At 52.1% G+C, this 25,936-nt stretch carries 24 protein-coding genes, 1 tRNA gene and 1 rRNA gene; 16 read left to right on the top strand and 10 right to left on the bottom strand.

Annotation, left to right across the window (positions count from 1 at the left end):
• The first annotated feature begins 1 nt into the window (after nt 1).
• From V8247_RS06550 to nifU, 9 genes are all read left to right on the top strand, one after another.
• On the top strand, nt 2–3,169 hold the full coding sequence (locus V8247_RS06550; protein ID WP_338737044.1) for an MASE3 domain-containing protein: 3,168 nt from the start codon (nt 2–4) through the stop codon (nt 3,167–3,169).
• 66 nt (nt 3,170–3,235) lie between these two features.
• Nucleotides 3,236–3,661, top strand: a complete 426-nt coding sequence (locus V8247_RS06545) for a response regulator transcription factor (protein ID WP_338737043.1) — start codon at nt 3,236–3,238, stop codon at nt 3,659–3,661.
• Nucleotides 3,662–3,816: 155 nt separating this feature from the next.
• The gene (locus V8247_RS06540; RefSeq protein ID WP_338737042.1) at nt 3,817–4,260 is read left to right on the top strand and encodes an Rrf2 family transcriptional regulator; all 444 of its coding nucleotides are present in this window, start codon (nt 3,817–3,819) and stop codon (nt 4,258–4,260) included.
• Between the two features lie 46 nt (nt 4,261–4,306).
• Complete coding sequence (locus V8247_RS06535) at nt 4,307–5,605, top strand: O-acetylhomoserine aminocarboxypropyltransferase/cysteine synthase (protein WP_338737041.1); 1,299 nt, start codon at nt 4,307–4,309, stop codon at nt 5,603–5,605.
• Between the two features lie 11 nt (nt 5,606–5,616).
• The gene (locus V8247_RS06530) at nt 5,617–6,771 is read left to right on the top strand and encodes a homoserine O-acetyltransferase (protein ID WP_338737039.1); all 1,155 of its coding nucleotides are present in this window, start codon (nt 5,617–5,619) and stop codon (nt 6,769–6,771) included.
• Nucleotides 6,768–7,373 carry a methionine biosynthesis protein MetW gene (gene metW / locus V8247_RS06525; protein ID WP_338737038.1) on the top strand — a complete coding sequence of 202 codons (606 nt, stop codon included), beginning with the start codon at nt 6,768–6,770 and terminating at the stop codon, nt 7,371–7,373. The genes V8247_RS06530 and metW overlap by 4 nt, the downstream gene beginning before the upstream one ends.
• Entirely contained in the window at nt 7,373–8,386 is a 1,014-nt protein-coding gene (gene cysK / locus V8247_RS06520; RefSeq protein ID WP_338737037.1) for a cysteine synthase A, read from the top strand. The genes metW and cysK overlap by 1 nt, the downstream gene beginning before the upstream one ends.
• A gap of 20 nt (nt 8,387–8,406) precedes the next feature.
• A complete protein-coding gene (gene nifS, locus V8247_RS06515) occupies nt 8,407–9,576 on the top strand; it encodes a cysteine desulfurase NifS (RefSeq protein WP_338737036.1) in 1,170 nt (389 codons plus the stop codon).
• 9 nt (nt 9,577–9,585) lie between these two features.
• Nucleotides 9,586–10,020: a Fe-S cluster assembly scaffold protein NifU gene (gene nifU / locus V8247_RS06510; protein ID WP_338737035.1), complete on the top strand. Its 435-nt coding sequence runs from the start codon at nt 9,586–9,588 to the stop codon at nt 10,018–10,020.
• Between the two features lie 83 nt (nt 10,021–10,103).
• On the opposite strand, the gene V8247_RS06505 is transcribed toward nifU, so the two are convergent.
• Entirely contained in the window at nt 10,104–10,925 is an 822-nt protein-coding gene (locus V8247_RS06505) for a TIGR00730 family Rossman fold protein (protein WP_375340859.1), read from the bottom strand.
• 252 nt (nt 10,926–11,177) lie between these two features.
• On the opposite strand from V8247_RS06505, the gene V8247_RS06500 reads away from it, so the two are divergent.
• The 3 genes from V8247_RS06500 to proX all read left to right on the top strand — a co-directional run bounded on the left by V8247_RS06500 (nt 11,178) and on the right by proX (nt 14,363).
• A complete protein-coding gene (locus V8247_RS06500) occupies nt 11,178–12,314 on the top strand; it encodes a betaine/proline/choline family ABC transporter ATP-binding protein (RefSeq protein WP_338737034.1) in 1,137 nt (378 codons plus the stop codon).
• A gap of 124 nt (nt 12,315–12,438) precedes the next feature.
• On the top strand, nt 12,439–13,227 hold the full coding sequence (locus tag V8247_RS06495; RefSeq protein ID WP_338737033.1) for an ABC transporter permease subunit: 789 nt from the start codon (nt 12,439–12,441) through the stop codon (nt 13,225–13,227).
• An 80-nt stretch (nt 13,228–13,307) separates the two neighbouring features.
• Nucleotides 13,308–14,363: a glycine betaine/L-proline ABC transporter substrate-binding protein ProX gene (gene proX / locus V8247_RS06490; protein ID WP_338737032.1), complete on the top strand. Its 1,056-nt coding sequence runs from the start codon at nt 13,308–13,310 to the stop codon at nt 14,361–14,363.
• Between the two features lie 120 nt (nt 14,364–14,483).
• Here proX and V8247_RS06485 read toward each other — a convergent pair whose 3' ends face one another.
• The 9 genes from V8247_RS06485 to V8247_RS06445 all read right to left on the bottom strand — a co-directional run bounded on the left by V8247_RS06485 (nt 14,484) and on the right by V8247_RS06445 (nt 23,564).
• Nucleotides 14,484–15,806: a lysine 2,3-aminomutase gene (locus V8247_RS06485; RefSeq protein ID WP_338737031.1), complete on the bottom strand. Its 1,323-nt coding sequence runs from the start codon at nt 15,804–15,806 to the stop codon at nt 14,484–14,486.
• A 250-nt stretch (nt 15,807–16,056) separates the two neighbouring features.
• Nucleotides 16,057–16,133: transfer RNA gene (locus V8247_RS06480), tRNA-Ile, on the bottom strand.
• A gap of 203 nt (nt 16,134–16,336) precedes the next feature.
• Nucleotides 16,337–17,835, bottom strand: a 16S ribosomal RNA gene (locus V8247_RS06475).
• A gap of 223 nt (nt 17,836–18,058) precedes the next feature.
• Nucleotides 18,059–19,039, bottom strand: a complete 981-nt coding sequence (locus V8247_RS06470) for a HEAT repeat domain-containing protein (RefSeq protein ID WP_338737030.1) — start codon at nt 19,037–19,039, stop codon at nt 18,059–18,061.
• Nucleotides 19,014–19,832 (bottom strand): PAC2 family protein, encoded by an 819-nt coding sequence (locus V8247_RS06465; RefSeq protein WP_338737029.1) that lies wholly within the window; start codon nt 19,830–19,832, stop codon nt 19,014–19,016. Before V8247_RS06465 ends, V8247_RS06470 begins: the two co-directional genes overlap by 26 nt.
• Before the next feature lie 23 nt (nt 19,833–19,855).
• Nucleotides 19,856–21,163, bottom strand: a complete 1,308-nt coding sequence (locus V8247_RS06460; protein WP_338737028.1) for a TldD/PmbA family protein — start codon at nt 21,161–21,163, stop codon at nt 19,856–19,858.
• Between the two features lie 2 nt (nt 21,164–21,165).
• On the bottom strand, nt 21,166–22,542 hold the full coding sequence (locus tag V8247_RS06455) for a TldD/PmbA family protein (protein ID WP_338737026.1): 1,377 nt from the start codon (nt 22,540–22,542) through the stop codon (nt 21,166–21,168).
• 184 nt (nt 22,543–22,726) lie between these two features.
• A complete protein-coding gene (locus V8247_RS06450; protein WP_338737025.1) occupies nt 22,727–23,149 on the bottom strand; it encodes a MaoC/PaaZ C-terminal domain-containing protein in 423 nt (140 codons plus the stop codon).
• Nucleotides 23,142–23,564, bottom strand: coding sequence for a MaoC family dehydratase N-terminal domain-containing protein (locus tag V8247_RS06445; RefSeq protein ID WP_338737024.1), 423 nt, complete (start codon nt 23,562–23,564; stop codon nt 23,142–23,144). Before V8247_RS06445 ends, V8247_RS06450 begins: the two co-directional genes overlap by 8 nt.
• Nucleotides 23,565–23,689: 125 nt before the next feature.
• Here V8247_RS06445 and V8247_RS06440 point away from each other — a divergent pair, with 125 nt between their 5' ends.
• Genes V8247_RS06440 through V8247_RS06425 form a run of 4 tightly spaced genes read left to right on the top strand, consistent with a single transcriptional unit; the run spans nt 23,690 to nt 25,926 of the window.
• Nucleotides 23,690–24,028 (top strand): hypothetical protein, encoded by a 339-nt coding sequence (locus V8247_RS06440; protein ID WP_338737023.1) that lies wholly within the window; start codon nt 23,690–23,692, stop codon nt 24,026–24,028.
• Nucleotides 24,029–24,087: 59 nt separating this feature from the next.
• The gene (locus V8247_RS06435) at nt 24,088–24,939 is read left to right on the top strand and encodes an NAD(+)/NADH kinase (protein WP_338737022.1); all 852 of its coding nucleotides are present in this window, start codon (nt 24,088–24,090) and stop codon (nt 24,937–24,939) included.
• Nucleotides 24,936–25,406, top strand: coding sequence for an N-acetyltransferase (locus V8247_RS06430; RefSeq protein ID WP_338737020.1), 471 nt, complete (start codon nt 24,936–24,938; stop codon nt 25,404–25,406). Before V8247_RS06435 ends, V8247_RS06430 begins: the two co-directional genes overlap by 4 nt.
• Nucleotides 25,399–25,926 carry an NUDIX hydrolase gene (locus tag V8247_RS06425; protein ID WP_338737019.1) on the top strand — a complete coding sequence of 176 codons (528 nt, stop codon included), beginning with the start codon at nt 25,399–25,401 and terminating at the stop codon, nt 25,924–25,926. Before V8247_RS06430 ends, V8247_RS06425 begins: the two co-directional genes overlap by 8 nt.
• Nucleotides 25,927–25,936: the final 10 nt, after the last annotated feature.

Raw genomic sequence — 25,936 nt, 5'->3', positions numbered from 1 at the left:
CATGAATAATTTTTTAGGTTTCAAATCACCCGCCATCGTAATAATAATTTCCTTCCTGGCCTTTATTGGTTTGTACCTGCTTAGCCAGGTGGATTACCTGTTGTTTCACAGCTTTATTGAGCTTTTCGGTGTGGTAGTCGCTTTCAGTGTTTTCATTATCGCCTGGAACGCCCGAAAGTTTCTGGACAACGATTATCTGTTGTTAATAGGTATCGGCTTCTTGTTCGTCAGTCTGCTCAATGCTTTTCACACCCTGTCTTACCGCGGCATGGGCGTTTTTCAGGATTTTGAACCTACCAACCTGGCTGCTCAGTTTTGGATTGCCGCCCGTTATCTACAAGCTCTGACCCTGCTGTCGGCAACGAGATATCTCTCACGCCGATTGAAAATCGGCCCTGCTTTTGGCGCATATGCCTTGACCACATCGTTAATCATAACTTCCATTCTGATCTGGCCGATTTTCCCGGCGACATTCACCCCGGAAAATGGATTAACTGCTTTCAAGATAATCAGTGAGTTCATCATTTCCGGTATCCTGCTTGGCGCGATTATTCTTCTATACAAGAAACGAGGTCAATTCAGCGGCAACGTATTTAGATACTTGATTATCGCCATGGGCGTTAACATAAGTTCGGAAATGACTTTGACTCTCTATGCTGACGCTTACGGCTTGATGAATACCCTTGGGCATTCCTTGCTAGTAGTTTCTTATTACTTTATTTACAAAGCGCTGATTGAAACTGGAATCTCCCGGCCTTTCAGCATTTTATTTCATAATTTGAAAAAGAGTGAAGAGCGTTTTGAAAATCGTGCCAAAGAACTGGCGCTGATAAATGACCGTTTGATACAGGAAATATCTACCCGTAAACAAATAGAAGCAACGTTGACCCAAACCCGGGAGGATCTTAACCGGGCTCAGACGGTTGGGCATATCGGCAGTTGGCGATTGGACGTCCAGAAGGACGTTTTGAGTTGGTCGGATGAAAACCATAGGATTTTCGGAATCCCCAAGGGTATTCCGTTGACTTACGAAACCTTTCTGGGGACTATCCATTCCGATGACCGCCAGCATGTGGATGGATGCTGGAAAGCAGCCCTCAAAGGCGAGCCTTACGACATTGAACATCGGATTATTGTTGAGGGTCGCGAAAAGTGGGTCCGTGAAAAAGCTTTCCTGGAAACGAATGATTCCGGAGAACTGCTCGGCGGTTTCGGCATCACCGAAGATATCACTGAACGTAAAATGCAAGAGAAGGCACTCCGGGAGAGCGAAGGAAAATACCGGGACCTTTTCACAACTATGACCGAAGCTTTCGCTCTGCACGAAATCATTGTTGATGAAGCCGGAACTCCGATTGACTACCGTTTCATTGAAGTCAATGCCGCTTTTGAAGAGACAACCGGCTTGAAGGCAGGAGATGTGATTGGGAAGAATGTCCGTGAGGTGATTCCCGGCATAGAATCTTCCTGGATTGAGACCTATGGTAAAGTGGCGGTCAGCGGCATCCCGGTCACCTTTGAAAATTATAGCACCAGTATCGGAAAATGGTATCAGGTAAAAGCTTACTCACCAGCGCCCGGGCGCTTCGCAACAATATTTTACGATACAACCGAGCGCAAAGTAAACGAGGAGAAATTACGCCAGGCCGCTCAAGAGTGGCAGGCAACCTTTGACTCTATTAATGACGCGGTGATACTGCTGGACAGCCGGCACTGCATCGTCCGCGCCAATCAGGCTTTCGGCAGGATATTCAACATATCCCCGGCAGAAGCGGTCGGCCGGCTCTGCCATGACATCGTTCACAACTCCGCTCGACCGCACGCCATTTGCCCGCACGCCCGAACCATGGCCAGCGGCCGGACGGTGAGTGAGGAATTATTTGAACCCAAACTGGATATTTACGTTGAAGCTACCACCTCCCCCATCATTGATCAGGAAGGCCGCTGCATCGGAACCGTCCATATCATCAAGGATATCAATCGGCGGAAAACCGTTGAGGCCGAACGTGAAAACCTTCTAATGTTGTTGGAAAAACAACACCTGTTGCTGCAAAATACCATCGACCAGCTACCTTCCGGGGTAATCCTTCGGGACACAGAAGGCAGTTTACTGATGACCAACAGCGAGATTGTTAATATTTTTGGGCAGATTCCTGAAAACATATCCAGATTTGAAGCCCTGTGTTGTTTTCATTCTGATGGCCGACAATATGCCACATCAGATTGGCCCATGTATCGAACGGTGAAGAACGGCGAAACAGTCACCAACGAAGAAATACTGGTTACCCGTGAGGGTAAAGATCCTATAACAGTAATGGGAGCAACCACTCCGGTCAGGAATAAAAACAACGAGATCATTGCTAACGTCGGTATTTTTACCAACATCACGAACCGAAAACAGGCAGAACAATTATTGCAGAATATGACCTCTGAATTGGAAGCCCGCATTAAGGAACGCACCCGGGAACTAGTGTCAGCCCATGATAAACTCCTGGAGCAACTTGAATACCGGGCAAAGGCGGAAGCTTCTCTGCGGTCCCTTTCCAACCGTCTGCTATCCGCCCAGGAACAAGAAAAACGGGCGATTGCCCGCGAACTTCATGATCAGACAGGGCAAAGCCTGACCGTTGTGAAACTGCTGCTGGGTAAAGCGGAGCAAGTTGCTACCGAGGAGTTACGCCCGGTGCTTAAGGAAATCTCTAATACGATCACGGAGATTATCAAACAGGTACGAAACCTGTCTTTGTCACTTCGTCCCGGTATTCTGGATGACCTGGGACTGATACCTGCGCTGGAATGGCAGTTCAAGCAACTCAAAGAGCAGGCAGAATTAAAAGTCATTTTCCACCATGATAACCTGCCGGAGTTGTCAGCAGAAATGAATATCGGCATTTTCCGCATCATTCAGGAGGCCCTGACCAACGTCCTGCGCTATGCCGGTGTTCTGGAAGCTGAAGTTAAAATAATGGTAAAAGATTCAGCGATTATGCTCTATATTTCCGACCGGGGCAAAGGTTTCAGTGCCGCCGAGTTGAGCGCCGGCAGTTCTACCGGACTTTCCGCTATGCGAGAACGGGCGACACTGCTGGGCGGCCAATTCTCCGTTAATTCAAACACCGGTCAGGGGACCGTGGTCACGGTGAAGTTGCCGCTGAGAGAATTTCAGTAAGTTATTCGTAATAATCGCGTATTAATACGGATTTTAACTCAACGGAGTTTGTAATATATTAACAATATGACAACTAACAGCCATAACCACCGGATAACAATCATTCTGGCCGACGACCACAAGATTGTCCGCCAGGGCATACGCTCGTTACTGGAATTTGAACCTGATTTTCAGATAATTTGCGAGGCCGCCGACGGTGCTGAAGCCATGGCGCTGACAATGCACCACAAACCGGATGTTCTGGTCACCGACCTGTCCATGCCCTATTATTCCGGGATTGAACTGGCGGAGGCCATTCAGAAAAATAAAATAAAAACAAAAACAGTGGTACTGTCCATGCACAGCGATGAGCCCTATGTTATCCGGGCACTGAAGGCCGGTGCCAGTTGCTATATCCTCAAAGATTATGGCTTTGAGCATGTGGCCACGGCTATCCGGCACGCCATGGCCGGCAAGAGATATGTCAGTCCTTCGCTGACAATGCCGTTTTGAGCAACGGCTCCTTTTTTAGATTGCCCCTTTTTCCGATAACCCCGCGGCGCAGGCTTCCTGTCGCGTTTCCGCCCAAACCGGATTTGACAGGGTGACAGCCAACTGATATTATCAGTTTGTTGATGCTTTTCATCAACTTTGCCGGAGGAAAATTAATGAAACTAAGCACCAGAGCCCGTTACGGTACTCGCGCCCTGCTGGACCTGGCCCAGAATTATGGAGATCAGGTGATTCCTCTCAAGGATATCGCCAAACGTCAGCAAATCTCGCTGTCATACCTGGAGCATCTGGTCGGCCCGCTGGTTGACGCCAGGTTGGTCCAATCCGTCCGCGGCGCCAAAGGCGGCCTCAAACTGGCCAAGTCCCCTGATGCCATAAAACTGAGCGAAGTGGTCAGTCTGCTGGAAGGCCCCATTGAGCCGGTGGACTGTATCCACAGCCCGGATAAATGCGACCGGGCCCGTTATTGCCCTACCAGAGATGTCTGGAACGATATGGGACGGGCGATGAACGAAGTGTTGAATCAGACGACCCTGGCTGACCTGGTGAGCCGTCAGCAGGCCAAGATGTCCCAGGACGGCGATATGTACTATATCTGATGCCGTCTGGATATTTCAGCTATAATAAACCAAGGAGGGACCTGAATTGACCGCTCAAAAACTTGAAACTATCGTCGTTCATGCCGGACAGGAGACGCCCGATCCGGCCACCGGCGCGCGCGCCGTACCGATTTACCAGACGACTTCATTTGTGTTTAAAGATTCCGACCACGCCGCCAGCCTCTTCGCCCTGAAGGAATTCGGGAATATCTATACGCGAATGATGAACCCGACCACTGACGTTTTTGAACGCCGGGTGGCTGCTATTGAAGGCGGTTCCGGCGCGCTGGCCGTTGCCTCAGGTCAGGCCGCTGAAACACTGGCTTTATTGAATATCACCCGACCGGGTGACGAAATTGTGGCTACCAGCAATCTCTACGGCGGTACTTATGAATTGTTCCACTATACCTTTCCCAAACTGGGCAGGGTAGTAAAATTCGTCCCCTCCGGCGACCCGGCAAGTGTCAAGGCTGCCATCAATAGCCGGACCCGCGCCGTGTATACTGAAACAATCGGCAATCCTAAACTGGACGTACCGGATTTTACCGCTCTGGCTGAAATCGCCCACCAGGCCGGTGTCCCGCTGATAGTAGACAACACCATCGGCGTCGGCCTGACCAGGCCCTTTGATTTCGGGGCTGATGTTATCATCGCCTCGGCCACAAAATACATCGGCGGTCACGGCACCAGCATTGGCGGCGTCATTGTGGATTCCGGCAAATTCAACTGGGGTAACGGCAAATTCCCTGATTTCACCGAACCCGATCCTGCCTACCACGGCCTAAAATACTGGGATGTCTTCGGGGATTTCCCCGGCATGGGCAACGTGGCTTTCATCATAAAAGCCCGGGTACAGTTGCTGCGCGACCTCGGCGCGTCCATATCCCCTTTCAACGCCTTCCAACTGCTGCAGGGGCTGGAAACACTGGTGCTGCGCCAGGAGAGACACTCAGAAAATGCCCTCAAGGTGGCAGAACACCTGAAACAGCACCCGCTGGTGAATTGGGTGGTGTACCCGGGTCTGACCGACAACCCCAATCATGAAACCGCAAAGAAGTACCTGGGTAACAAATTCGGCGGCATGGTCGGCTTCGGCATCAAGGGCGGACTGGCCGCCGGGGCTAAATTTATAAACTCGGTTAAATTGATCTCCCATCTGGCCAACATCGGCGACGCCAAGAGTCTGGTGATACACCCGGCTTCCACCACCCACCAGCAACTAACGGAGGATGAGCAGGCGGCTGCCGGCGTGACACCCGACTATATCCGGCTGTCCATCGGTATTGAACATATTGATGATATCATCGCCGATATTGACCAGGCCTTGAATAAAGCGGCAACCTGAGGCGTGAAGCCATGAACGAACAACCATCCAAAATTACCGAACTGGTCAAGACCCAATACATTACCATTGACCGGTTGACGCTGGAATCCGGCGAAGTGATTGCGCCGGTAATACTGGCTTATGAGACCTACGGGCAATTGAACGCAGACCGTTCCAACGCGGTGTTAATCTGCCATGCGCTGACCGGCGATGCCCATGTCGCCGGATTAAACGCCGCCACCGGCAAACCCGGCTGGTGGGACACCATGGTCGGACCCGGCAAGGCTTTCAACACTGATGAGCATTTCATCATTTGCTCCAACGTCATCGGCGGTTGTCAGGGTTCTACTGGCCCGGCTTCACCCAATCCGGCTACCGGCGAGCCGTACGGCCTGGATTTTCCGCTGATCACCATCGGCGACATGGTGGAGGCGCAACTGGAACTGGTGAAGCATTTCGGAATAGACAAACTACTGGCGGTGGCCGGCGGCAGTATGGGCGGCATGCAGGCGCTGGTCTGGGCGGTCAATCATCCGGAACGATTAAACTCGGTTATCGCTATCGCTACGACCACCCACCACTCACCGCAGCAGATAGCCTTTAATGAGGTCGGCCGGCAGTCCATCATGGCTGACCCGCACTTCAACAACGGACGCTATTATGACGGCAAAGCACCCGAACGCGGTTTGGCGATGGCCCGGATGGTTGGTCATATCACCTATATGAGTGATGCGTCCATGGCCGATAAATTCGGCCGGCGTTTTCGTGAACGCCGGGAGGACGGGGCCAAGCTGGGCACCGACTTTGAAGTAGCCGGATACCTGCAATATAAGGGCGACTCTTTCGTTAAACGTTTTGACGCCAATTCATATTTATACCTGACCCGGGCGATTGACCTGTACGACCTGGCCGGACAAAAGTCCCTGCCGGATTCGCTGGCCGTGGCCCGAAATATTCATTTTATGGTGCTGGCCTTTAAGAGCGACTGGCTGTACCCGGCGCATCAATCCCGGGAACTGGTGCGCGGCTGTAAGCTCGCCGGAATTGACGTGACCTACTGCGAAATCAATTCCACCTACGGTCACGATGCTTTTTTGCTGGAGGTGGATGAAGAAACCCATCTTATCAGCCATTTCCTGCGCAAGGTCAGCCGGGAACTGCACCCGACGGAAGGCCTACTGTCATGACTACTGTCAGTAAAGACCACCGGATTATCGCCGGGCTGATCAAGCCGGGAAGCAGCGTGCTGGACCTCGGTTGTGGCGATGGTGACCTGCTGGCCTATTTGAACGAGCAAAAACAGGTCAGGGCTCGCGGAGTGGAAATTTCGGAACAGGCTATCTACCGCTGTGTGGCCCGCAGCCTGTCGGTTTCCCATCAGGATATTGATAACGGACTGACGGAATACGGCAATGATTCTTTTGATTATGTCATCTTAAATCAATGCCTCCAGCAGGTAAAAAACCCTCAGGAAGTCATTGCCGAAGCGTTGCGGGTAGGCAAACAGGCTATCGTGGGTGTGCCTAATTTTGCTTATATCTCCGCCCGCTGGCGATTGGGCGTGATCGGTAAAGTACCGGTAACCAAGGCGCTGCCCTACCAGTGGTACGATACTCCCAATCTCCATTTCCTCAGCCTGTCGGATTTTTCTGCCTTCTGTCATGAAAACGATTATAGGGTTGAGCAGAAATACTTCCTTAACGGTAACGCCAGGGTAAGGTTGTTGCCGAATATCCTGGCTCAAACCGGCATTTATTTAATTACCAATACGAACAGGGGGAATATATAATGACCAGGGAAACCGAAGTCAGGAAAGTTCAGTTCAGAAACCGGGAATTTCCGGCACTTACCCGCGGGATTGCTGCCGACATCACCGAGACCATCGGCAACACGCCGCTGGTGCGGCTGAACCGCCTTACTGAAGGCGCCGTTGCCGAAGTGGCGGTCAAACTTGAATCTTCTAATCCGCTGCACAGCGTCAAGGATCGCATCGGTGTGGCCATGATTACCGACGCCGAAGCCAGCGGCAAACTCATACCGGGAACCACCATCGTAGAGCCGACTTCAGGTAATGCCGGCATCGCGCTGGCTTTTACCGCGGCTGCCCGCGGTTACCGGCTCATTCTGACCATGCCTGAAACTATGTCTATGGAACGACGGCAACTCCTGGCTATTCTGGGAGCGGAGATTGTACTCACCCCGGGCGCTGAGGGTATGGGCGGGTCTATCCGCCGCGCTCAGGAAATTGCGGACAACAATCCGGGCTATATAATCCTGCAGCAATTTAATAACCCGGCCAATCCGGAAATTCACCGACTGACCACCGCCGAGGAAATCTGGCGCGATACCGAAGGGCGGGTGGACGTGCTGGTAGCCGGAGTCGGCACCGGCGGCACCATTACCGGTGTCTCCGAGGTACTGAAGCAGCGTAAACCCGGTTTCAAAACCATCGCCGTGGAACCTGAAACTTCACCGGTGCTTTCCGGCGGCAAGCCCGGACCGCACAAAATTCAGGGAATCGGTGCCGGTTTTATCCCGGCAGTTTTGAGAACTGAACTCATTGATGAGATAATACAGGTGAGTAATGACAACGCCGGGATCACCGCCCGGCGCCTGGCTAAAGAAGAAGGCATCCTGGCCGGCATCTCTTCAGGCGCCGCCGTCTGGGCGGCTCTGGAAGTCGCCAAACGACCTGAGATGAAGGATAAGCTGATTGTGGCGGTACTGCCCGATACCGGCGAGCGTTATCTCTCCACCTGGCTGTTTCAGGATGTCTATTCAGCTAACCAACCTGGCGTCTAACGACAAAACGAGGCTTTTTAATGAAACAGGCTTATCTGGATAATTCGGCGACCACTCCGGTTGACTCCCGGGTAGCGGAGGCGATGCAGCCGTTTCTGAAGGAGTCGTTCGGTAACCCGTCATCAGTTCACAGCACCGGACAAACGGTACGGGTGGCCGTGGAACATGCCCGCAGTCAGGTCGCCGCTCTGATCGGCGCCCGGGATGACGAAATATTCTTCACCAGCGGCGGCACTGAAGCGGATAACTGGGCGATCAAGGGTGCCGCCTGGGCCAGGTCGGATAAAGGCAACCATATCATTACGTCAAGTATTGAGCATCACGCCGTAATTGAAAGCTGCGAGTATCTGGCTAAACACGGCTTTGAAGTGACCTTCCTGCCGGTGGACCGCTACGGCAAGGTTGCTCCGGGCGACGTGGAGAAAGCCATAACGCCAAAGACCATTCTGATATCCATCATGCATGCTAATAACGAGATTGGTACGATTCAGCCAGTGGCCGAAATCGGCCGCATTGCCCGGCAGCACGGCATCCTGTTTCACGTTGACGCCGTACAGACGACCGGTCATCTTCCGGTCAACGTCGGAGACCTCAATGCCGACCTGCTTAGCATGTCCGGTCACAAGCTCTACGGCCCCAAAGGTATCGGTGCGCTCTATATCAAAAAGGGCGTTCGGATTGACTCTCTTTTGTCCGGCGGCAGCCAGGAACGCCACAAGCGCCCCGGCACTGAGAACGTCCCCGGCATTGTCGGTTTCGGCAAGGCCGCCGAGATTGCCATGGCCGAAATGAACGACGAAACCGAGAAAATCACCGCCCTGCGCGACCGCCTGGCCGCGGAACTATTGGAGCGCATTCCCGACGCTACCTTGAACGGGCACCCGTCTGAACGGCTGCCGAACAATGTCAATATCTCCTTCCAGTACGTTGAAGGTGAATCCCTGGTGCTCCACCTGGATTTTGAAGCGATCTCTGCCTCCACCGGTTCCGCTTGCAGTTCCTCCAGCCTGGAACCTTCCCATGTGTTGCTGGCCTGCGGTCGTCTGGCAGAAGAGGCGCACGGCTCCATCAGATTCAGCCTGGGTAAATTCAACGATGACGAAGATATTGACCGGGTGATTGAAACTCTGCCCGGTATTGTAAAAAAATTACGAGCGATGTCGCCCCTGGCGCCGGGCGCAGTAAAATAGGAGAATAAGATGAGCAACGGACCTGCCGCTTACAGCGAACAAGTCATAGAACACGTTAAAAATCCGCGGAATATCGGTGAGATGGAAAATCCCGACGGCGTCGGCCGGGTGGGCAATCCCGTTTGCGGTGATGTCATGGAGCTTTATATCCGGGTCAAGGACGGCATCATCACCGATGCCAGTTTTAAGACCTTCGGATGCGGGGCCGCTATTGCCACCAGTTCCATGGTAACCGAGATGGTTAAGGGCAAGACCATAGAAGAGGCACTGGAAATATCCAACAAAGCCGTTGCCGAGGCTCTGGGCGGTCTGCCGCCGGTCAAAATGCACTGTTCGGTGCTGGCCGAAGAGGCTTTGAGAAAAGCGATTGAGAATTATTACGAACGCCGCGGTGAAAAACCGCCCTTTGAACCGACCCCATCATCGCACGAACACCATCATTAGATTCAATTAAAAGACTAGCAAAAGAACCTGCCGTGACCGGCAGGTTCTTTTAATTCCACCCGTGTTTTCACACTGGGATAACTTTAATGCCCGTTAACCAGTCCCTGCCCGATCAGTTTGTGCTCCTGATGCCATTTACGGATAATCTCAATCACTTCATCAACACTGTCGGTTACGCGCAAAAGGTCACAATCTATTTTAGAAATATATTCCCGACCCATCACCATACCCCGCAGCCAGTCCAAAAAGCCATTCCAAAAATCACTGCCGAATAAAATCACCGGGAAGGGTCTGATTTTCTCAGTTTGCATCAGCGTTAAAACTTCAGTCAGTTCATCCAGAGTCCCCAGTCCGCCGGGCATGATGATGAAGGCGGTGGCGTATTTTACCAGCATGACTTTGCGGGTAAAAAAATGATTGAAGGACAAAGATTTAGTGGCATATTTATTCGGTTGCTGTTCCATGGGAAGCAGAATATTCAGACCGACCGAGGTGACACCGGCGCGGGCAGCACCTTTATTTGCCGCTTCCATCAATCCCGGGCCGCCTCCGGTAATAACAGAGAACCCTTCCTGGCCTAACCGGTAACCGATCTCTTCGGTCAGTGAATAAAGGTTTTCATCCGGTTTGACCCGGGCGGATCCGTATATAGTGACGGCCGGTCGGACACCGGACAGTTTATCAAAACCCTCCACGAACTCACCGATAATACGAAACATCCGCCATGATTCTTCCTTGCCAAGTTCGTTAATCTCGTAATTATTGACCATACCACCTCCAGTGAAGTTACGGGGTAATTTAAGCAGACTCAGTCCCATAACACCAGTCAGGACTCTCCGGCGATAATATATTTCTACTACATCAATTCTCAGGCATTGGCGAGCATTTTCAACATTAGGCAGCAACTGTAATCCGCATATACTCCTGTATTTAATCCGATTTATCGCTTGCATTATGTTTTAATATGTTATAATATTGAACCATAGAACTTCGCGGATACGGCCACTTTCCGGCTTCGCCGGTCTCCAATCCGACACAAAAGCGAGGAAGTCATAAGTAACACGAAATTAAGGGTGGAAAATCTTTACAAGGTTTTCGGACCTGCCCCGGAATCCTCCATTGAAAAATTAAAGCAAGGCGTTACCCGGGAAGAGATTATGAAAAAATCTCGCAATATCCCCGCAGTGATAGACGCCTCGTTTTCTGTGACTCAGGGTGAGACCTTTATGATTATGGGTCTTTCCGGCTCCGGCAAATCCACCATCATCCGTTGTCTGAACCGTCTGCATAATCCCAGTGCCGGCAGCATTCTTATTGACGACGAGGATATCACCAAAGTGGACGACCGCCGATTGCGAGAAATCCGCCGAACCAAAATAGCCATGGTTTTCCAGCATTTTGCCCTGCTGCCCCATAAAACGGTATTGGAAAATGTTGAATTCGGACTGAAAATCCGGGGCACTCTGACGGAAGAGGATCGTAAAAAGGCTCAGGATACGTTAGACGTTGTCGGACTGAACGGTTGGGGGGACAGGCTGACCGCAGATCTATCCGGTGGTATGCAGCAGCGGGTCGGGCTGGCGCGGGCGCTGGCGACCGACCCGGAAATCCTGCTGATGGATGAACCATTCTCTGCTCTGGATCCTTTAATCCGGCGGGACATGCAGGATGAACTGATCAACCTGCAGCAGACTTTACAAAAAACCATCATCTTCATCACCCACGATCTGAACGAAGCGCTCAAAATGGGCGACCATATCGCAGTGATGAAGGACGGTCGCATCGTGCAGATCGGTACTCCAGAAGAAATTGTCAGCAGCCCGGCTGACGAATATGTCGCCGCTTTCACCTCCGATGTGAACCGCGGTCTGGTTTTCAGTGCTTCCTCCATAATGAAGCCAGCGGATACACTGACAATTACTCATGACACGGTCAAAACCGCCTCAGTGCGGCTGCGTCAGACCAAATCAGATGCCATGTATGTAGTTGATCGGCAGCGCAAACCGGTGGGGCTGGTGACCGATCAGGATATTGCCAAAGCAGTGCGCAAAGGCGACCTCAAGCTGGAAGAGGTCATGATGACCGACTTTCCGCAAACTGAGGAAAACACCCCGCTGGGTGAAGTGCTGACCTTGTGCGGCGACAGCCTGCCGATTGCGGTGGTTTCCGACAAGGGTCGTTTCCGCGGCATCCTGGAACCGCTGGATGTATTGAGTAGTGTCTCGCCGCTTAGCAGCGAATCCAATAACAACGGCAACACCGACGATGCCGCCACCCAAAGGGAGGCTGAGTAACCTTATGTGGCCGTTTAACCTTTATACAATCCCGTTAGACGATTGGATACAGTCAGCTGTTAACTGGATCAGTCTCAATGCCCGCAGTTTTTTCCAGGTTGTAAAAAAGCCTTTTGATTTCACCTTGAGCGGGACCGAAGACTTCCTGCTATGGCTGCCGCCGCTGATTATTCTATTGGTCGTGTTTCTAATTGGCTGGCGTCTCAAAGGCTGGGTTTTCGGTTTAATAAGCGCAATCACTTTGACTTTTGTGGGTTTCCTGGGCTTATGGCAAGCAACTATGACCACTTTGGCCCTGGTCTTATCTGCCGTCATCTTTTGTATATTGGTTGGTGTTCCAACCGGAATTTTGGCTGCCCGCAGCAACAAATTCGCGGGAATCATAAGGCCTTTGCTTGATGCCATGCAGACAATTCCGGCGTTTGTCTATCTGGTTCCCATAGTAATGCTCTTCGGTGTCGGTTTGGTACCCGGACTGATTGCCGTTATAGTATTTGCCCTGCCGCCGATTATCCGACTGACCGACCTGGGTATCCGCCAGGTGCCCAAAGATGTGGTGGAAGCCGGACGGTCTTTCGGCGGTACCAGCAACCAGATACTGCTTAATATTCAAATACCGCTGGCTATGCCTACGATAATGGCCGGTTTAAACCAAACTCTCATGCTGGCCATGTCCATGGCGGTCGTCATCGCTCTTATCGGTGCCAGCGGATTGGGTCTGGTGGTTTGGACCGGTCTGGGACGTAATGATGTCGGCTACGCGGCCATCGGCGGTATCGGTATTGTGGCCATTGCCATCATCCTTGACCGAATGTCCCAATCTTTAACCACTGCCCAACCCAGAAAGGGTACTGGCTTATTCCAAAAAGCTGTCACCCTGTTCAAATCACTCCGTAAGAAGACAAAAACCTGACGGAGTTAAACCCCCGTTTCTAACTTCTCCTTATGGCGCACCTGAGGAGATTGTTGAAAATATTCTAAGAGGAGGAAAACATGAATTCCAAAATGCGCAAACTATTGCTTGTCGGTTTTACCGTCGTATTGTCGCTGTCTCTGCTGGTTACAGGTTGTAGCGACGATAGCACTGATGATGGACCTGGCAACGGCACAACCGTAAATGTTGCCCAACCAACCTGGGATACTGGCTGGTTCCAAACCGAGGTTTTCATTCAGGCCCTGGAGAAACTAGGGTATGATGTCAAAGACCCCATCACGCTTGATAACCCCGTTTTCTACAATGCCATTGCCACCGGCGATGTAGATTTCTGGGCTGATGGCTGGTTCCCGCTGCATAATCAATATCTGAGCATCATTGAGGGTAAAGGCGAAGTTGTGGGTGAATTTGCCATGGGCGGCGCCCTGCAGGGCTACCTGATTGACAAAGCCACCTCTGAGCAATATGGGATTACCAGTATTGAAGACTTCAAAGACCCCGAAATTGCGGCTTTGTTTGATACCGATAACGATGATAAAGCTAATATGGTTGCCTGTCCCCCCGGCTGGGGCTGCGAAGCCGTAATTCTGCACCAGATGGAAGCTTACGGGTTGAATGACTATATTAACGCCACCCAGGCCGCCTACAATACGGCTATGGCCGACGTAGTCGCCAGATACAACGCGGGGGAACCTGTCTTTTTCTACACCTGGACCCCAAATTGGACTGTGAACGAACTGGTACCCGGTGAGGACGTGGTCTGGCTGGAGGTTCCATTCTCCACTTTACCAGCAGACCAGTCAGATCTTGAAGACGAAACCTTCGTCGCTAACCTGGTTGGTAAAGCCGGTGCCGCCGAGCCCTTTAACATGGGCTGGCCGGCCAACAATATTCAGGTGGTCGCTAATTCAGCATTCCTGAATGCCAACCCGGCGGCCGCTTACATCCTGAAAAACCTGCAGATTCCGCTGGAAGATATCTTCGCGCAAAACTATGAGATGTTCCAAGGTGAAAATCGGCCAGAAGACATCGTCCAGGATGCGAATGAATGGATTGCCGCTAATCAGACATTGTTTGACAGTTGGATCCAAGGCGCCATAGACGCCGCTAGCTAATACGGTTACAAGGGTGCGCTTTGAAGAAAAGGGGTGGAAATTTCCACCCCTTTCTTCTTACCCCTAACAATTCAAGTGTTGCGCTACCAACAGTATCCCGTGAATTATTTCAACAAAAAGCTAGAAATCTGATTCGGTTTCGCCGGACTCCAGCAGCGCAGCCAGTTCCTCATCAAAAAAGAATTCGCCGTCCCCGAAAGCAGGTTTCAGTTGATTAAACCAAACTGCTTTTTCATCAAACGCGGCAAAGAAAGGCCGATTCACCCAGTCCGGGTTGCGTCCCTGAACCATACGCAAGGCAAATACTTTCTCACCAGCAATTGTGGTGGCTCCCATTACCTGAATTTTACCCGGCAAAGCGGACATAACCGGACCTTCGGCGGTTCGGCCGATGCCGCTTACGGCTTGAAAGGCCTGTTGATATATTTCCCAGGCGCCTGCCAAGGTGACTGAAAAGAAATGTTGAGCGCCGGTATCACGAGCCATAAACATATAATAAGGAACACAACCCAGGGTCGTCTGTTGCCGCCACAATTCAGCCCATACGTCAGGAGAATCATTAACGTGCCTCAGCAGGGGCGATTGCGTCCGGACGACCGTCCCGGTCTGCTGGATGAGCCTGACAGCCTCTTTGACAATATCAGGTTTCAGTTCAACTGGATGATTAAAATGGGCCATAAAAGACAGGTGTTTGCCCGCCTGAACAACCTTTCGGAACAACCCAAGCACATCCTCAGCATCGGTGTCAGTTACATAGCGATGAGGCCAGAACGACAGCGTCCGGGTGCCGATACGAATGGTTTTCAGATTCGGCAATTCCAGTAACGGTTCAAGGTAACGTGCCAAAATCCCGGCCTTCATCACCATCGGGTCGCCGCCGGTAATCAGGACATCGGTCACTTCTGGCCGAATTTTCAGGTAGTCTACCAGTCGCCCAACCTCCCGCGAGGCTATCTTCAAATCCTCCATCCCGGTGACAAACTGAGGCCAACGGAAACAGAAGGTACAATAGGCATGGCAGGTTTGCCCCTGACCCGGAAAAAATAACACTGTTTCACGATATTTATGCTGAATACCTTCCAGCATTTCGCCTTCAACGGTCGGAGTATTGTGTTGTAGTTGGCCGGCAGGGTGAGGGTTCAACTTCGCCCTGATTTTCCCGGCGGTTTTTTGGATAACATCAGCATTTGCCCCACCGTCCAAAAACTCCCTGATCAATTCATAGTCATTTGGCGACAGCATCCCTTTTTGCGGAAAAGTGGTGATAAACAGCGGGTCATCGGCAACCTTATCCCAGTTAATCAGATTATCCACGACATAATTATTGGTACGAAAAGGTAAAACGGTACCAACTATCTCAATGTCTTTAATCTGTTGCTCACTTAGAGTACGGATTTGGGGGATATCTTTGAAATTATGCAAGGTGTATGGTTTGTACTGCATCGCGGCATAATCTCCTTTGTAAGAAATCAACGCGCCTGTCCCCATAAAGTATCGGTGAAGGTATTGCGGGTGGAACAGAGTATTTGTCTATTGAAAGCCTTTCCTCACGTGGAGGCAGGCGGTACTTGAAATCAGGCTAAGGTATTCTATCAGAATAGCACTACTATTTTCACTATTCTGCGTTTTTTCAATCGTTATGCCCTGGCGGCAAAGAAAAAACCGCGTTTAAGCGGTTCTTTGGGACTCTGACTGGTGGGCCATCCTGGTCTCGAACCAGGGACCTCGGTCTTATCAGGACCGCGCTCTAACCAACTGAGCTAATGGCCCGGGAATGTGAATGAACGGAGCTAATTTTAACCCAGTACTGCTCCTAAAATCAAGCGGCGCGTTGTTTAACGCGCCGCTGTTTGGTGTCTGAAACAATTTCACCTTAACCGCTGGATAGCGGAAGAAAAAGGTAGCCAATCAAATACTTCAACTCGCGTTGAAGACCGACCTAGGATAGAGAGCGAGGCTCTCGTATTCCTTAGAAAGGAGGTGATCCAGCCGCAGCTTCCGCTACGGCTACCTTGTTACGACTTCGTCCCAATTATCAGTCCCACCTTGGGCGACTGCCTCCCTTGCGGGTTAGCCTATCGACTTCAGGTGTTACCAACTTTCATGACGTGACGGGCGGTGTGTACAAGGCCCGAGAACGTATTCAACGCGCTATGCTGACACGCGTTTACTAGCAACTCCGACTTCATGCAGGCGAGTTTCAGCCTGCAATCCGAACTGAGGGCGGTTTTGGGGATTAGCTCCCGGTCACCCGGTGGCAACCCATTGTACCGCCCATTGTAGCGTGTGTGTAGCCCAGGGTATAAGGGCCATGCTGACTTGACGTCATCCCCACCTTCCTCCCCGTTTTGCGAGGCAGTATCGCTAGAGAATATAACTAGCAATGAGGGTTGCGCTCGTTGCAGGACTTAACCATACACCTCACGGCACGAGCTGACGACAGCCATGCAGCACCTGTGATAGCTCCTGACTTAACAGGTCGTTCCCCTTTCGGTTCACTACTTCTAACATGTCAAACCCTGGTGAGGTTCTTCGTGTAGCATCGAATTAAACCACACGCTCCGCTGCTTGTGCGGGCCCCCGTCAATTCCTTTGAGTTTTAGTCTTGCGACCGTACTCCCCAGGCGGGGTACTTAAAGCGTTAGCTTCGGCACAGAAAGGGTCGATACTCCCTATACCTAGTACCCAGTGTTTAGGGCGTGGACTACCAGGGTATCTAATCCTGTTCGCTCCCCACGCTTTCGGGCCTCAGTGTCAGTTTTGGCCTAGAAAACCGCCTTCGCCTCTGGTGTTCCTCCCGATATCTACGCATTTCACCACTACACCGGGAATTCCGTTTTCTCCTGCCATACTCAAGTCCAACAGTATCAGATGACCCCTCCCAGTTGAGCCGGGAGATTTCACATCTGACTTGAAAGACCACCTACGCCCACTTTACGCCCAATAAATCCGGATAACGCTCGCCTCCTACGTATTACCGCGGCTGCTGGCACGTAGTTAGCCGAGACTTATTCCTCAGGTACCGTCATTATTCTTCCCTGAGAAAAGAGGTTTACAACCCGAAGGCCGTCATCCCTCACGCGGCGTCGCTGGGTCAGGCTTTCGCCCATTGCCCAAGATTCCTTGCTGCTGCCTCCCGTAGGAGTCTGGACCGTGTCTCAGTTCCAGTGTGGCTGACCATCCTCTCAGACCAGCTACCGATCATTGCCTTGGTAGGCCGTTACCCCACCAACAAGCTAATCGGAGACAAACCCCTCTTCAAGCACCTTGCGGTTTTAATGATCCTTCTTATGAAAGAGCATCACATGCGGTATTAGCACTTCTTTCGAAGTGTTATCCCCCACTTAAAGGCAGGTTATTTATCTATTACTCACCCGTTTGCCACTATCTCTCTTGCGAGAGACCGTTCGACTTGCATGCATAAGGCGCGCCGCTAGCGTTCATCCTGAGCCAGGATCAAACTCTCCAGGCTATTTTAAAACGAATTTACGCTGCAATAAAATTGGCTTTTTTTTCTTCCGCTATCCAGTTGTTAAGGTGCCCGTCAATCGCTGACGAAGTAGAATAATATCACAGGGGACAAGGGCGTGTCAAGGCTTTATGGGGTGATGAAACTTTTGATTCAATCGTAAACCGCGACACTCCCGTCTAATAATAATTATTGACCAAACTTTTTGATAATGAACTGCCCCTGATCAGCCGCCCTGAACCGGGCCATTTTCGTCCGCCAGCAAGTCCATGACTTCATCATCGGTAACCATATCGTTCAAAGCCTGAACCGCCATTTCCGCCACCGCCGAATCATCGCTTTCGGTCAGGTCACGCAGATGTTGCTTCGCCTCCGCCCCACCGATTTTGCCCAGGGCGGTAATGGCCGCCATTTTTACTTCAACATCCGCATCCAAAGTCAGGCGGATTAACTGCGGAACAGCCAGTTCATCCTCGTACTCCCCGCAGGCGACCACCGCCTCATAACGATGTTCCGGATTGTCGCTGGATAACTCATCCAGCAGCATATCCAGCCAACCGGGATCCAGATTACGCCCGGCAGCAAACAGGGCACTACCTCGAACGAAAGGGTCAGGTGAATCATACGAATCCAATATCGCCTGGCGAACCTCAGGGCAGGACAGAAAAGACACCGATTCCAGGGCTCGCCGCCTGACTTCATCTTTCTCCTCAGAATTACCGAACACGGCCAGTAATTTTTCCAGCAACTGATCCCGTATTTCCCGCCGCAGTTTGCCGTGCTCGGCCATCAAAACGAACTGGCCCAGACCTTGAGCCGCCGCTGCCCGAACTCCGGCATCAGGATCATTCTCCATCAACGGAATAAACCTGCGGATTAACGACGGGTCTTCATTTTCCCACAGCCCCTGGACGGCACCAGCCCGCACCGGGGCCAGCGGATCCTCTAAAAGGATATGGTATAAGGGACTGAAGTCCAGATTGGCGTCCTCTTCCGCCAGTTCCAGCATCCGACCAAGAACCTGCGCTTTGCGGGGTTCAGCCATTTCTGCCCAATAACGCGCAAAAAGCTGTTTATCTTCGGGTGAAGCCAGGCTGAGGGCGGCAATTTCGGAATTGGAGAAATCTGTACCCGTTTTCGCCAGCTTGACTAAAACGCCCTCAAAAGTTGGTTCTCCGGGCTCAGTTCTGTGATCCGGCTTCGTCATCTTCTTCTTCGTCTCCGTATTCTCCGCCGCTCTCCCAAATCGGCTCGGTAAAATAGTCAATGTAGTCACCCATGGCCTCAGCGGCCATTTCTTTTAAGCGGCTGCTGGCCTCAACCGCCTGCTCCTTAAGTTCATCCAGTTCAACATCCACATCCAGCATCTTGAGCAGCACTTCGGTAATCGCCAGAGCGGCCGTGGGATTGGGAAACCGGGAGGCATAATGCGGCACCTCACCCAGGAGACACATGGCATCCAACCTCCGGTCCTTGGCCACTCCCAGGAGCAACCCGTTAAGGCCGGAAATCTGCAGATCGCCGCCCAGAACCAGATCGTATTGCTTAATCTCTTCAAGCAGCGCCGGTTGTGTCGCCGCCCCCCAAACTTTCGGTTGCTCCGAATGATGGATGCGAGTCAAAGCGGCAGCACAGGTGTACAGCCGCTTCACCCCGAATCGCTCGGCAACATCAATAACACTGTGGGCCAGCTCATAGGTCTTGTTTTGCGGCTGATCATCCCCGATAAAGAGAATCAAGTCCCGTTTACCCGGTTTATTTTTCCAATAGAAAAACCGGCTTTCCGGAAATTGCGGTGACTCTACCAGATTATTCTGAACCAGCACCCCGATGGGATCAAAAAAGTACGGGGCAATCACTTCCGCCAAGGGTTTAGGATTAAGTTTATGGGCCAGAAACGTCCCGACAATCAAGGCCACATTGGCAATACCCGGCCAGGCCGCCAGCATATATGGATCTTTCAGCTTGGGACGAGCCAGAATTTTAACTGAACCTTTCACCTTGATTCCTCCAATGGGGCCGTCTATTTTGTGGATACCGATACCGCCGGGCAATAAATGGAAGGACTGTACAAGCCGCCCTGCCAGCGTCTATCGGAACCAATGGTGATGCCTTTTAAAAGTTGATAGATGTTTCCGGCAACCACCGTATCCTTAACCCGTCCGATTATCCGGCCGTTTTCCACCCGATAACCCAAAAGAACATTACCGGAAAAATCTCCGCCCAGCACATTCCCCTGTTCCGCCCCCATCAGGTATTCCACAATCAGGCCATCTTTGATCTCCGCCAGCATTGACTCAAAGCTGGTTTCTCCTGGCGCAACCACCAGGGCACTGACCGAAGGAGATGGCGCTCCGCCGCGGCCGCGGGAACCGCTGCCGGTGCTGACTTTACCGGCGCGGGCGGCGGTTTTCAAATCGTAGTAAAAGTTGGCCACTTTGCCTTGTTCTACCAACGGTATACGTCGGCTGGCAACGGCCTCATCATCACAGAGTCGGGAGGTCGGACGCAACCTGATTGTGGGGTCATCAAATAGCGAAAGTTTGGGGTCAAATACCGTCTCACCCAGCTTCTGAGCCAGCGGCGACGCCCCTTCAAGCACCAGTTTGCCGTTCAAAGCGGAAACCAAGGCCGGAATAAAGGCACTGGCTACCCCGGAAGGGGTAAAAATCACCGGAAGTTCACCGGATTTGATTGCAACATTTTTGTCAGCCCGTTCAAGCTGGGTCAGTACATTATTAATCACTTCACCCGGGTCGGCAATCACGCAACAATCATCCTGTCCGTCACCGACGAACAGCATGTCGGTGCCTCGGACTCTGGAGCCCTGCAGACCAACGCCCATGACCGTCTTGCGGTACGAGGCGCCACCGCCGCGGGAATTGTAGACCCTGACTGACATATGGGCGGTTTCCGCACCGGCATCACACAGAACGTCAGGGTAGCGGTCAGTAACCGCAGTAATCATCCGCTGACCCATATCCACCATCTCGGCAGTCCTTACCTTAAGCACTGCATCATCCCAGGTCTCAACCTCCGGATAGTCCTGCGGACCCGGCAGGTCAAAGTCCACCAGCTGACCGAACCGCGCTGTCTCTAATGCCATTTCTAAAATTTTATCGTCGTCGTCAGGGCGGCTGCTCACCCCCAGGCCCAGCCGTCCGTCTTTAATGAGGCGGAGGGTAATACTGGAACTCTGTTTTGACTCCAGGCTTTTCAACCGGTTGGCCTCAAAGTTAACCGGGGTTTCCTCACTGTCAACAATGAAAAGGTCTGCCTGTTCCGCAGCCGCTGCCGCCTTTTCCAGCAGTTTTACAAATCTGGCTTCCATATTTAACGGCCTCCTATCAGGCATTGCTGAATCCGGATGTGCGGCGAGCCATTAGACACCGCCAATGGGGATTGTCCGCCCTTGCCGCAACCGCCGCCCTGATTCATATCCAGATCATTGCCAATGGCGTCAATCCGCTTCAAGGTTTCAAACACGTTGCCCGACAATACAACCGGACGAATCAGCTCCTCAACCTTGCCGTTGCGAATCATGAAAGCCTCACCGGCGGAAAAGGTAAACATCTCCATGGAAGTAGTGCCGCCATACCAGTTCCGGGCGTAAATACCTTCTTTAATATCACCGATCATCTGGTCAAAAGTAACGTCCCGGGGCTCGATAAAGGTATTGCCCATGCGCACAATCGGCGGATGCCGGAAAGATATGGCGCGGGCGTTGCCGGATGGCGCCTCTTTCATCTTTGCCGCTGTCTCCCGTGAATGCAGCCGTCCGGTGAGTTTGCCTTCCCGGATCAGATGCACCCGCTGGCCCGGAGTGCCTTCATCGTCATAGGCGTAGCCGCCGCGAAGATTAAGCATCGTGGCATCATCAATAATGTTAAGATGTTCGCCGCCAAACTCCCGACCCAGCACCATGACTGCCTTAAGTTGTGGATTTTCATAAATATGATCAGCCTCGGATAAATGGCCGAAGGCTTCATGAACGAAGACTCCGGCCAGCACCGGGTCCAGCACCACGGTGTATTCACCGCCCCTGGCCTGGGGTGCCTTGAGGAGAGACACGGCGCGTTCTGCGGTTTCTTTAACCCGGCTGTGAAGCCCCTTGATGTCACTGAAGGTGCCGCGGCTGCCCATGGAGATGCCGGACTGCTGCACCTCACCGTCACCCGCCGCCACGGCGTTCACCCTGAGGGTAACATCGGCCCGTTCCTGACTGATAAAACTGCCTCCCGAGGTCAGTAGCACAGATTTCCGGCGACTGTCACCGTAACCGATATTGCTGGTCTGTAACCCGCCGACCGACCACAAGGCTTCATTATATTCATCAAGCAATGCCTTTTTGTCGGCCAGGCTAATGAGGCGCGGGTCATGATTTTCGTCAATGGTTACCTCGGTGGTAACCGCTGGCACGCCGGCAAATTCACCACCGCCTTTACCCGCCAGACGGGCTTGCTCCACGGCCTGTTCAATACGCTTTTCAATATTATCCAAAGAATTGAAACTGACAAACCCCCAGCCGCCATTGACCAAAGCGCGGATGTTGCCCCCGGCGTCACGGGTACGAGTGGCGGTTTCCAGATCCCGGCCCCGATAGGCAACGGCACTGGCCTCAGTTTCTTCCAGATGAACTTCAATGTGGTCGGCGCGATAATGTCCGAACTTGCCACTCAGATATTGGGCAGCCTCGTTGATATCAAACATATACATTCCTTCAACAGGTAATAAATTAAGTTTAACGGTGGTACCCTTAGGTGTCAATTGAACCGATGAATTACAACTGCGGAATAGAGATAAACACAGCGCAGCGGAGGTAACTGATCTTGATAAATCCGGGTTATTTACTGGAAAGGGCAAGGTTAGAGTTTGAAGGTCGTCCGAAATTGGGTTACCCAAATAACCGGACGACCGCTGTCCCTGTAACAGTCTTGTCGCCCCGTGGATTCTCAGCCCAGACCGTCAGCGTCAATTGGCGGTCACCGGCGTCCGATTTTCTGGCAACTATGCCGCGGCAGGTGAATGGTTCACCGGGAAACGTCATAGCTTTGTAACTAACGGCAAACTTCATTATAACCCCCCGGTCTCCCAACCAATCAGTCAGGAGCTGGATCAGACAGGCGCTGACCAGTTGCCCGTGCACCACGATGCCGGGCAATCCCCGCGCCGCGGCAACATCACGGTCGTAGTGAATGGGATTATAATCACCGGAGGCCCCGGCATACATTACCAGTTGCCGGGAATTAGGATGCTTAACGAGAGCCGGAATCTCAGTCTCAAGAGGAATGTAATCAAATTCAAGTGTATCAGTCATGCCGGGTCACCAGTGCCGTCTGGCGACAGTTCGCCACAACGCCCGCTTCCTGATTGATATAAGAAATATTGAAATTAACAAACACGGTGATACCGTTCTCTGTCCGCCTTTCCCGGGCGGAGGAGATAACCGCCTTCATCACGATGGTATCTCCGATATTCACTGGTTTGATAAACTCCACGTCGGTGGCACCGTGCAGCACCGCCACTGTTTCCGCTGACGCCAGTATCTCGTAAACTTGATCAAATCCCAGTGCCGGAATCAACGACGGCGGTGCTTCGGTCTCCCAGCGGGAATTTAAATCACCGACGGCCGCGGCGAATTTGTTGACCAGGCCCCGCTCAATATAAAACATCAGCGGCGGCAATTCATATCCGGCCTTGCCCTTCAATTCGGTAATCGGAATAGGTTCCATAATCTTAAGATTAGCCGATGAGTTATATCAGTGTCAAAATCCGTCCCTGGAGGCTGAAATTATTACCTTTTTAACGCCTTTTATGTTATTATGACTCTCAATATTGAGGTTGATCAGAAACAATTATGAAAATCGGACCGGGTGAACTCCTTCTTGTTGTAGCCATTATCCTGATACTGGTCGGCGCCAGCCGCATGAAGGCTGTATCTCAGGAAGTTAAAAGGCAGAGAGATGCCGCCAAACCAGTGCGCTCAGCTTCACCATCCGGCAGTACTTCTACCACACGGTCAGGTCTTAAATACCCCCAGTTACAGTTGCTAGGCGTTCTGGTTATGCTGGGCGGCGCCGCAACCATGATCATCGGTTACCTGATGAGCCAACCGGACGTCACCTTCCTGTCATTGGTTGGCATTGGCGTGGTGGCGCTCGGTATTGCGTTTATCATCCTCGCCCGTCGCCGCTAATCTTCTTTGACACCCTCCGGAACCGGTGTTACACTCATTTTTACTGGGAAGACTCACTCATGAATTTTAAACATATCGGCATAATATATCACCCGCTTAATAAAGCGGCTCTTGGCCTGGGCAAGGAAATTGCTGTTTCTCTGGAGAAGCACGGCAGTGATTACTGGATGTGCTCCGCCTGGGACAGCCAAAAGCTGAAAAATCACATGGCGGGTACCGATCTGATTGTCACCACCGGCGGTGACGGCACCATCCTGCGGGCCGCACAGGCAGCGTTACCGCTGGATATCCCCATCACTTCCGTCAACCTGGGCAAACTGGGCTTCATGACCGAAATGCCTGCCGACAAAGCCCTGGAACTGTTGCCCCGCATCCTGGCGGGTGAAGGCTGGGATGATTACCGCACCGTTTTAGAGGCGGAAGTGACGCCCGTTGATACCAAAAACGGCGCGGTCCGGAATTTTTTTACCGTTAATGACGTCGTAGCTGCGCGAGGCGGCATTGCCCGTATTATCAGTGTTGACTGTCACATTGACCATACTCATTACGCTACCTACAAAGGCGACGGAGTCATAGTAGCCTCAGCCACTGGTTCCACCGGCTATAATTTTGCCGCCGGCGGCCCGGTCATGCATCCGCAATCACCGGAAATCCTGTTGACCCCTATTCTGCCGCACCTGGGCCGCAGTTATTCATTGGTAATACCCGCAGATAAAACAGTTACGCTCAAGGTCAGTACCAATCACCAGGCAACTTTGTGTATTGACGGGCACATCAATACTGAACTGGTGACCGGAGATATTATCAAGGTGCGTACCAGCCGACACCAATTGCATTTCCTGCGTCTGAGCGAACCGGACTCTTTTTATGTAAACACCGACCACAAACTGAAAGGCAACCGCATATCATGAAAGTTGTAAAAGCCATTATCAATGACGCCAAGCAGATTCATAAGCTGGTGAATTCCCACGCTGAGCAAGGTCAGATGCTGGCCCGACCGCTCTCGGAAATATATGAAAATATCCGTGATTTCTTTGTCATCCGTGACGGCGATAAGGTATTGGCCTGCGCCGCCTTACATATCAGCTGGTCAGATCTGGCCGAGGTCAAATCACTGGCGGTTGAAACCGAACGTCGCCGCCAGAAACTGGGGACAGCCCTGGTCCAGGCTTGTCTGGATGAAGCGGCCTCACTGGGCATCCCCACCATTTTTTGCCTGACCTATCAACCGGTGTTCTTCGGCACCTGCGGTTTCAAGCTGGTGGAAAAAAAGGAACTGCCGCACAAGGTCTGGGGTGAGTGCTACCGCTGCCCCAAGTTCCCGGACTGCGATGAGTCAGCCATGACCTTCAACGCTACAGTGCCAGCCCATGTCTGAATATAATGATGTAGAGCGCCGCACCGTATTTACCGGTAAGCTCATCACCGTGCGCCAGGACGCCGTAACGCAGGTCGACGGAGCTGAAAAGATCTGGGACGTGGTGGAATATCCCCCTGCCGTAGCCGTAGTTGCCGTGGATGAGAACGGGGATTTACTCTTGGTCCGGCAATATCGCCACGCCGTTGAAACGGAACTGTTGGAAATACCAGCCGGCGGCATTGACCCGGGTGAAACTCCGGAAGAGGCGGTTCGCCGCGAAATGCAGGAAGAAACCGGTTTTTATCCAGAGCGGATAGAGCGTCTGACCGGCTTTTATTCAGCGCCGGGTTACTCCACTGAGGTGCTTCACCTTTTTCTGGCCACTGAACTCACCCCAGCCCGACTGGTGGCGGAGGACACCGATGAGATTACCCTTTTACGCACATCGGCAACTGAAATCCGGCAGATGATACAGAACGGGCAAATCCAAGATAGTAAAAGCATCGCCGGGCTGCTATTTTACCTCAACTTGAAATAGCATCAATCTT

The organism is Dehalogenimonas sp. W, assembly GCF_037094495.1.
Taxonomy (GTDB): domain Bacteria; phylum Chloroflexota; class Dehalococcoidia; order Dehalococcoidales; family Dehalococcoidaceae; genus Dehalogenimonas; species Dehalogenimonas loeffleri.
This window is presented reverse-complemented; position numbering and strand designations above follow the sequence as displayed.

Excerpts from the sequence above, each read along its gene's own strand:
- V8247_RS06540 (WP_338737042.1), top strand. The coding sequence starts at position 3,817 with ATGAAACTAAGCACCAGAGCCCGTTACGGTACTCGCGCCCTGCTGGAC.
- V8247_RS06485 (WP_338737031.1), bottom strand. The coding sequence starts at position 15,806 with ATGCAGTACAAACCATACACCTTGCATAATTTCAAAGATATCCCCCAA.
- nifU (WP_338737035.1), top strand. The coding sequence starts at position 9,586 with ATGAGCAACGGACCTGCCGCTTACAGCGAACAAGTCATAGAACACGTT.
- V8247_RS06450 (WP_338737025.1), bottom strand. The coding sequence starts at position 23,149 with ATGACTGATACACTTGAATTTGATTACATTCCTCTTGAGACTGAGATT.
- metW (WP_338737038.1), top strand. The coding sequence starts at position 6,768 with ATGACTACTGTCAGTAAAGACCACCGGATTATCGCCGGGCTGATCAAG.
- V8247_RS06440 (WP_338737023.1), top strand. The coding sequence starts at position 23,690 with ATGAAAATCGGACCGGGTGAACTCCTTCTTGTTGTAGCCATTATCCTG.
- nifS (WP_338737036.1), top strand. The coding sequence starts at position 8,407 with ATGAAACAGGCTTATCTGGATAATTCGGCGACCACTCCGGTTGACTCC.
- V8247_RS06435 (WP_338737022.1), top strand. The coding sequence starts at position 24,088 with ATGAATTTTAAACATATCGGCATAATATATCACCCGCTTAATAAAGCG.
- V8247_RS06530 (WP_338737039.1), top strand. The coding sequence starts at position 5,617 with ATGAACGAACAACCATCCAAAATTACCGAACTGGTCAAGACCCAATAC.
- V8247_RS06430 (WP_338737020.1), top strand. The coding sequence starts at position 24,936 with ATGAAAGTTGTAAAAGCCATTATCAATGACGCCAAGCAGATTCATAAG.
- V8247_RS06550 (WP_338737044.1), top strand. The coding sequence starts at position 2 with ATGAATAATTTTTTAGGTTTCAAATCACCCGCCATCGTAATAATAATT.
- proX (WP_338737032.1), top strand. The coding sequence starts at position 13,308 with ATGAATTCCAAAATGCGCAAACTATTGCTTGTCGGTTTTACCGTCGTA.
- V8247_RS06445 (WP_338737024.1), bottom strand. The coding sequence starts at position 23,564 with ATGGAACCTATTCCGATTACCGAATTGAAGGGCAAGGCCGGATATGAA.
- V8247_RS06500 (WP_338737034.1), top strand. The coding sequence starts at position 11,178 with ATGAAAAAATCTCGCAATATCCCCGCAGTGATAGACGCCTCGTTTTCT.
- V8247_RS06425 (WP_338737019.1), top strand. The coding sequence starts at position 25,399 with ATGTCTGAATATAATGATGTAGAGCGCCGCACCGTATTTACCGGTAAG.
- V8247_RS06545 (WP_338737043.1), top strand. The coding sequence starts at position 3,236 with ATGACAACTAACAGCCATAACCACCGGATAACAATCATTCTGGCCGAC.
- V8247_RS06455 (WP_338737026.1), bottom strand. The coding sequence starts at position 22,542 with ATGTTTGATATCAACGAGGCTGCCCAATATCTGAGTGGCAAGTTCGGA.
- cysK (WP_338737037.1), top strand. The coding sequence starts at position 7,373 with ATGACCAGGGAAACCGAAGTCAGGAAAGTTCAGTTCAGAAACCGGGAA.
- V8247_RS06460 (WP_338737028.1), bottom strand. The coding sequence starts at position 21,163 with ATGGAAGCCAGATTTGTAAAACTGCTGGAAAAGGCGGCAGCGGCTGCG.
- V8247_RS06470 (WP_338737030.1), bottom strand. The coding sequence starts at position 19,039 with ATGACGAAGCCGGATCACAGAACTGAGCCCGGAGAACCAACTTTTGAG.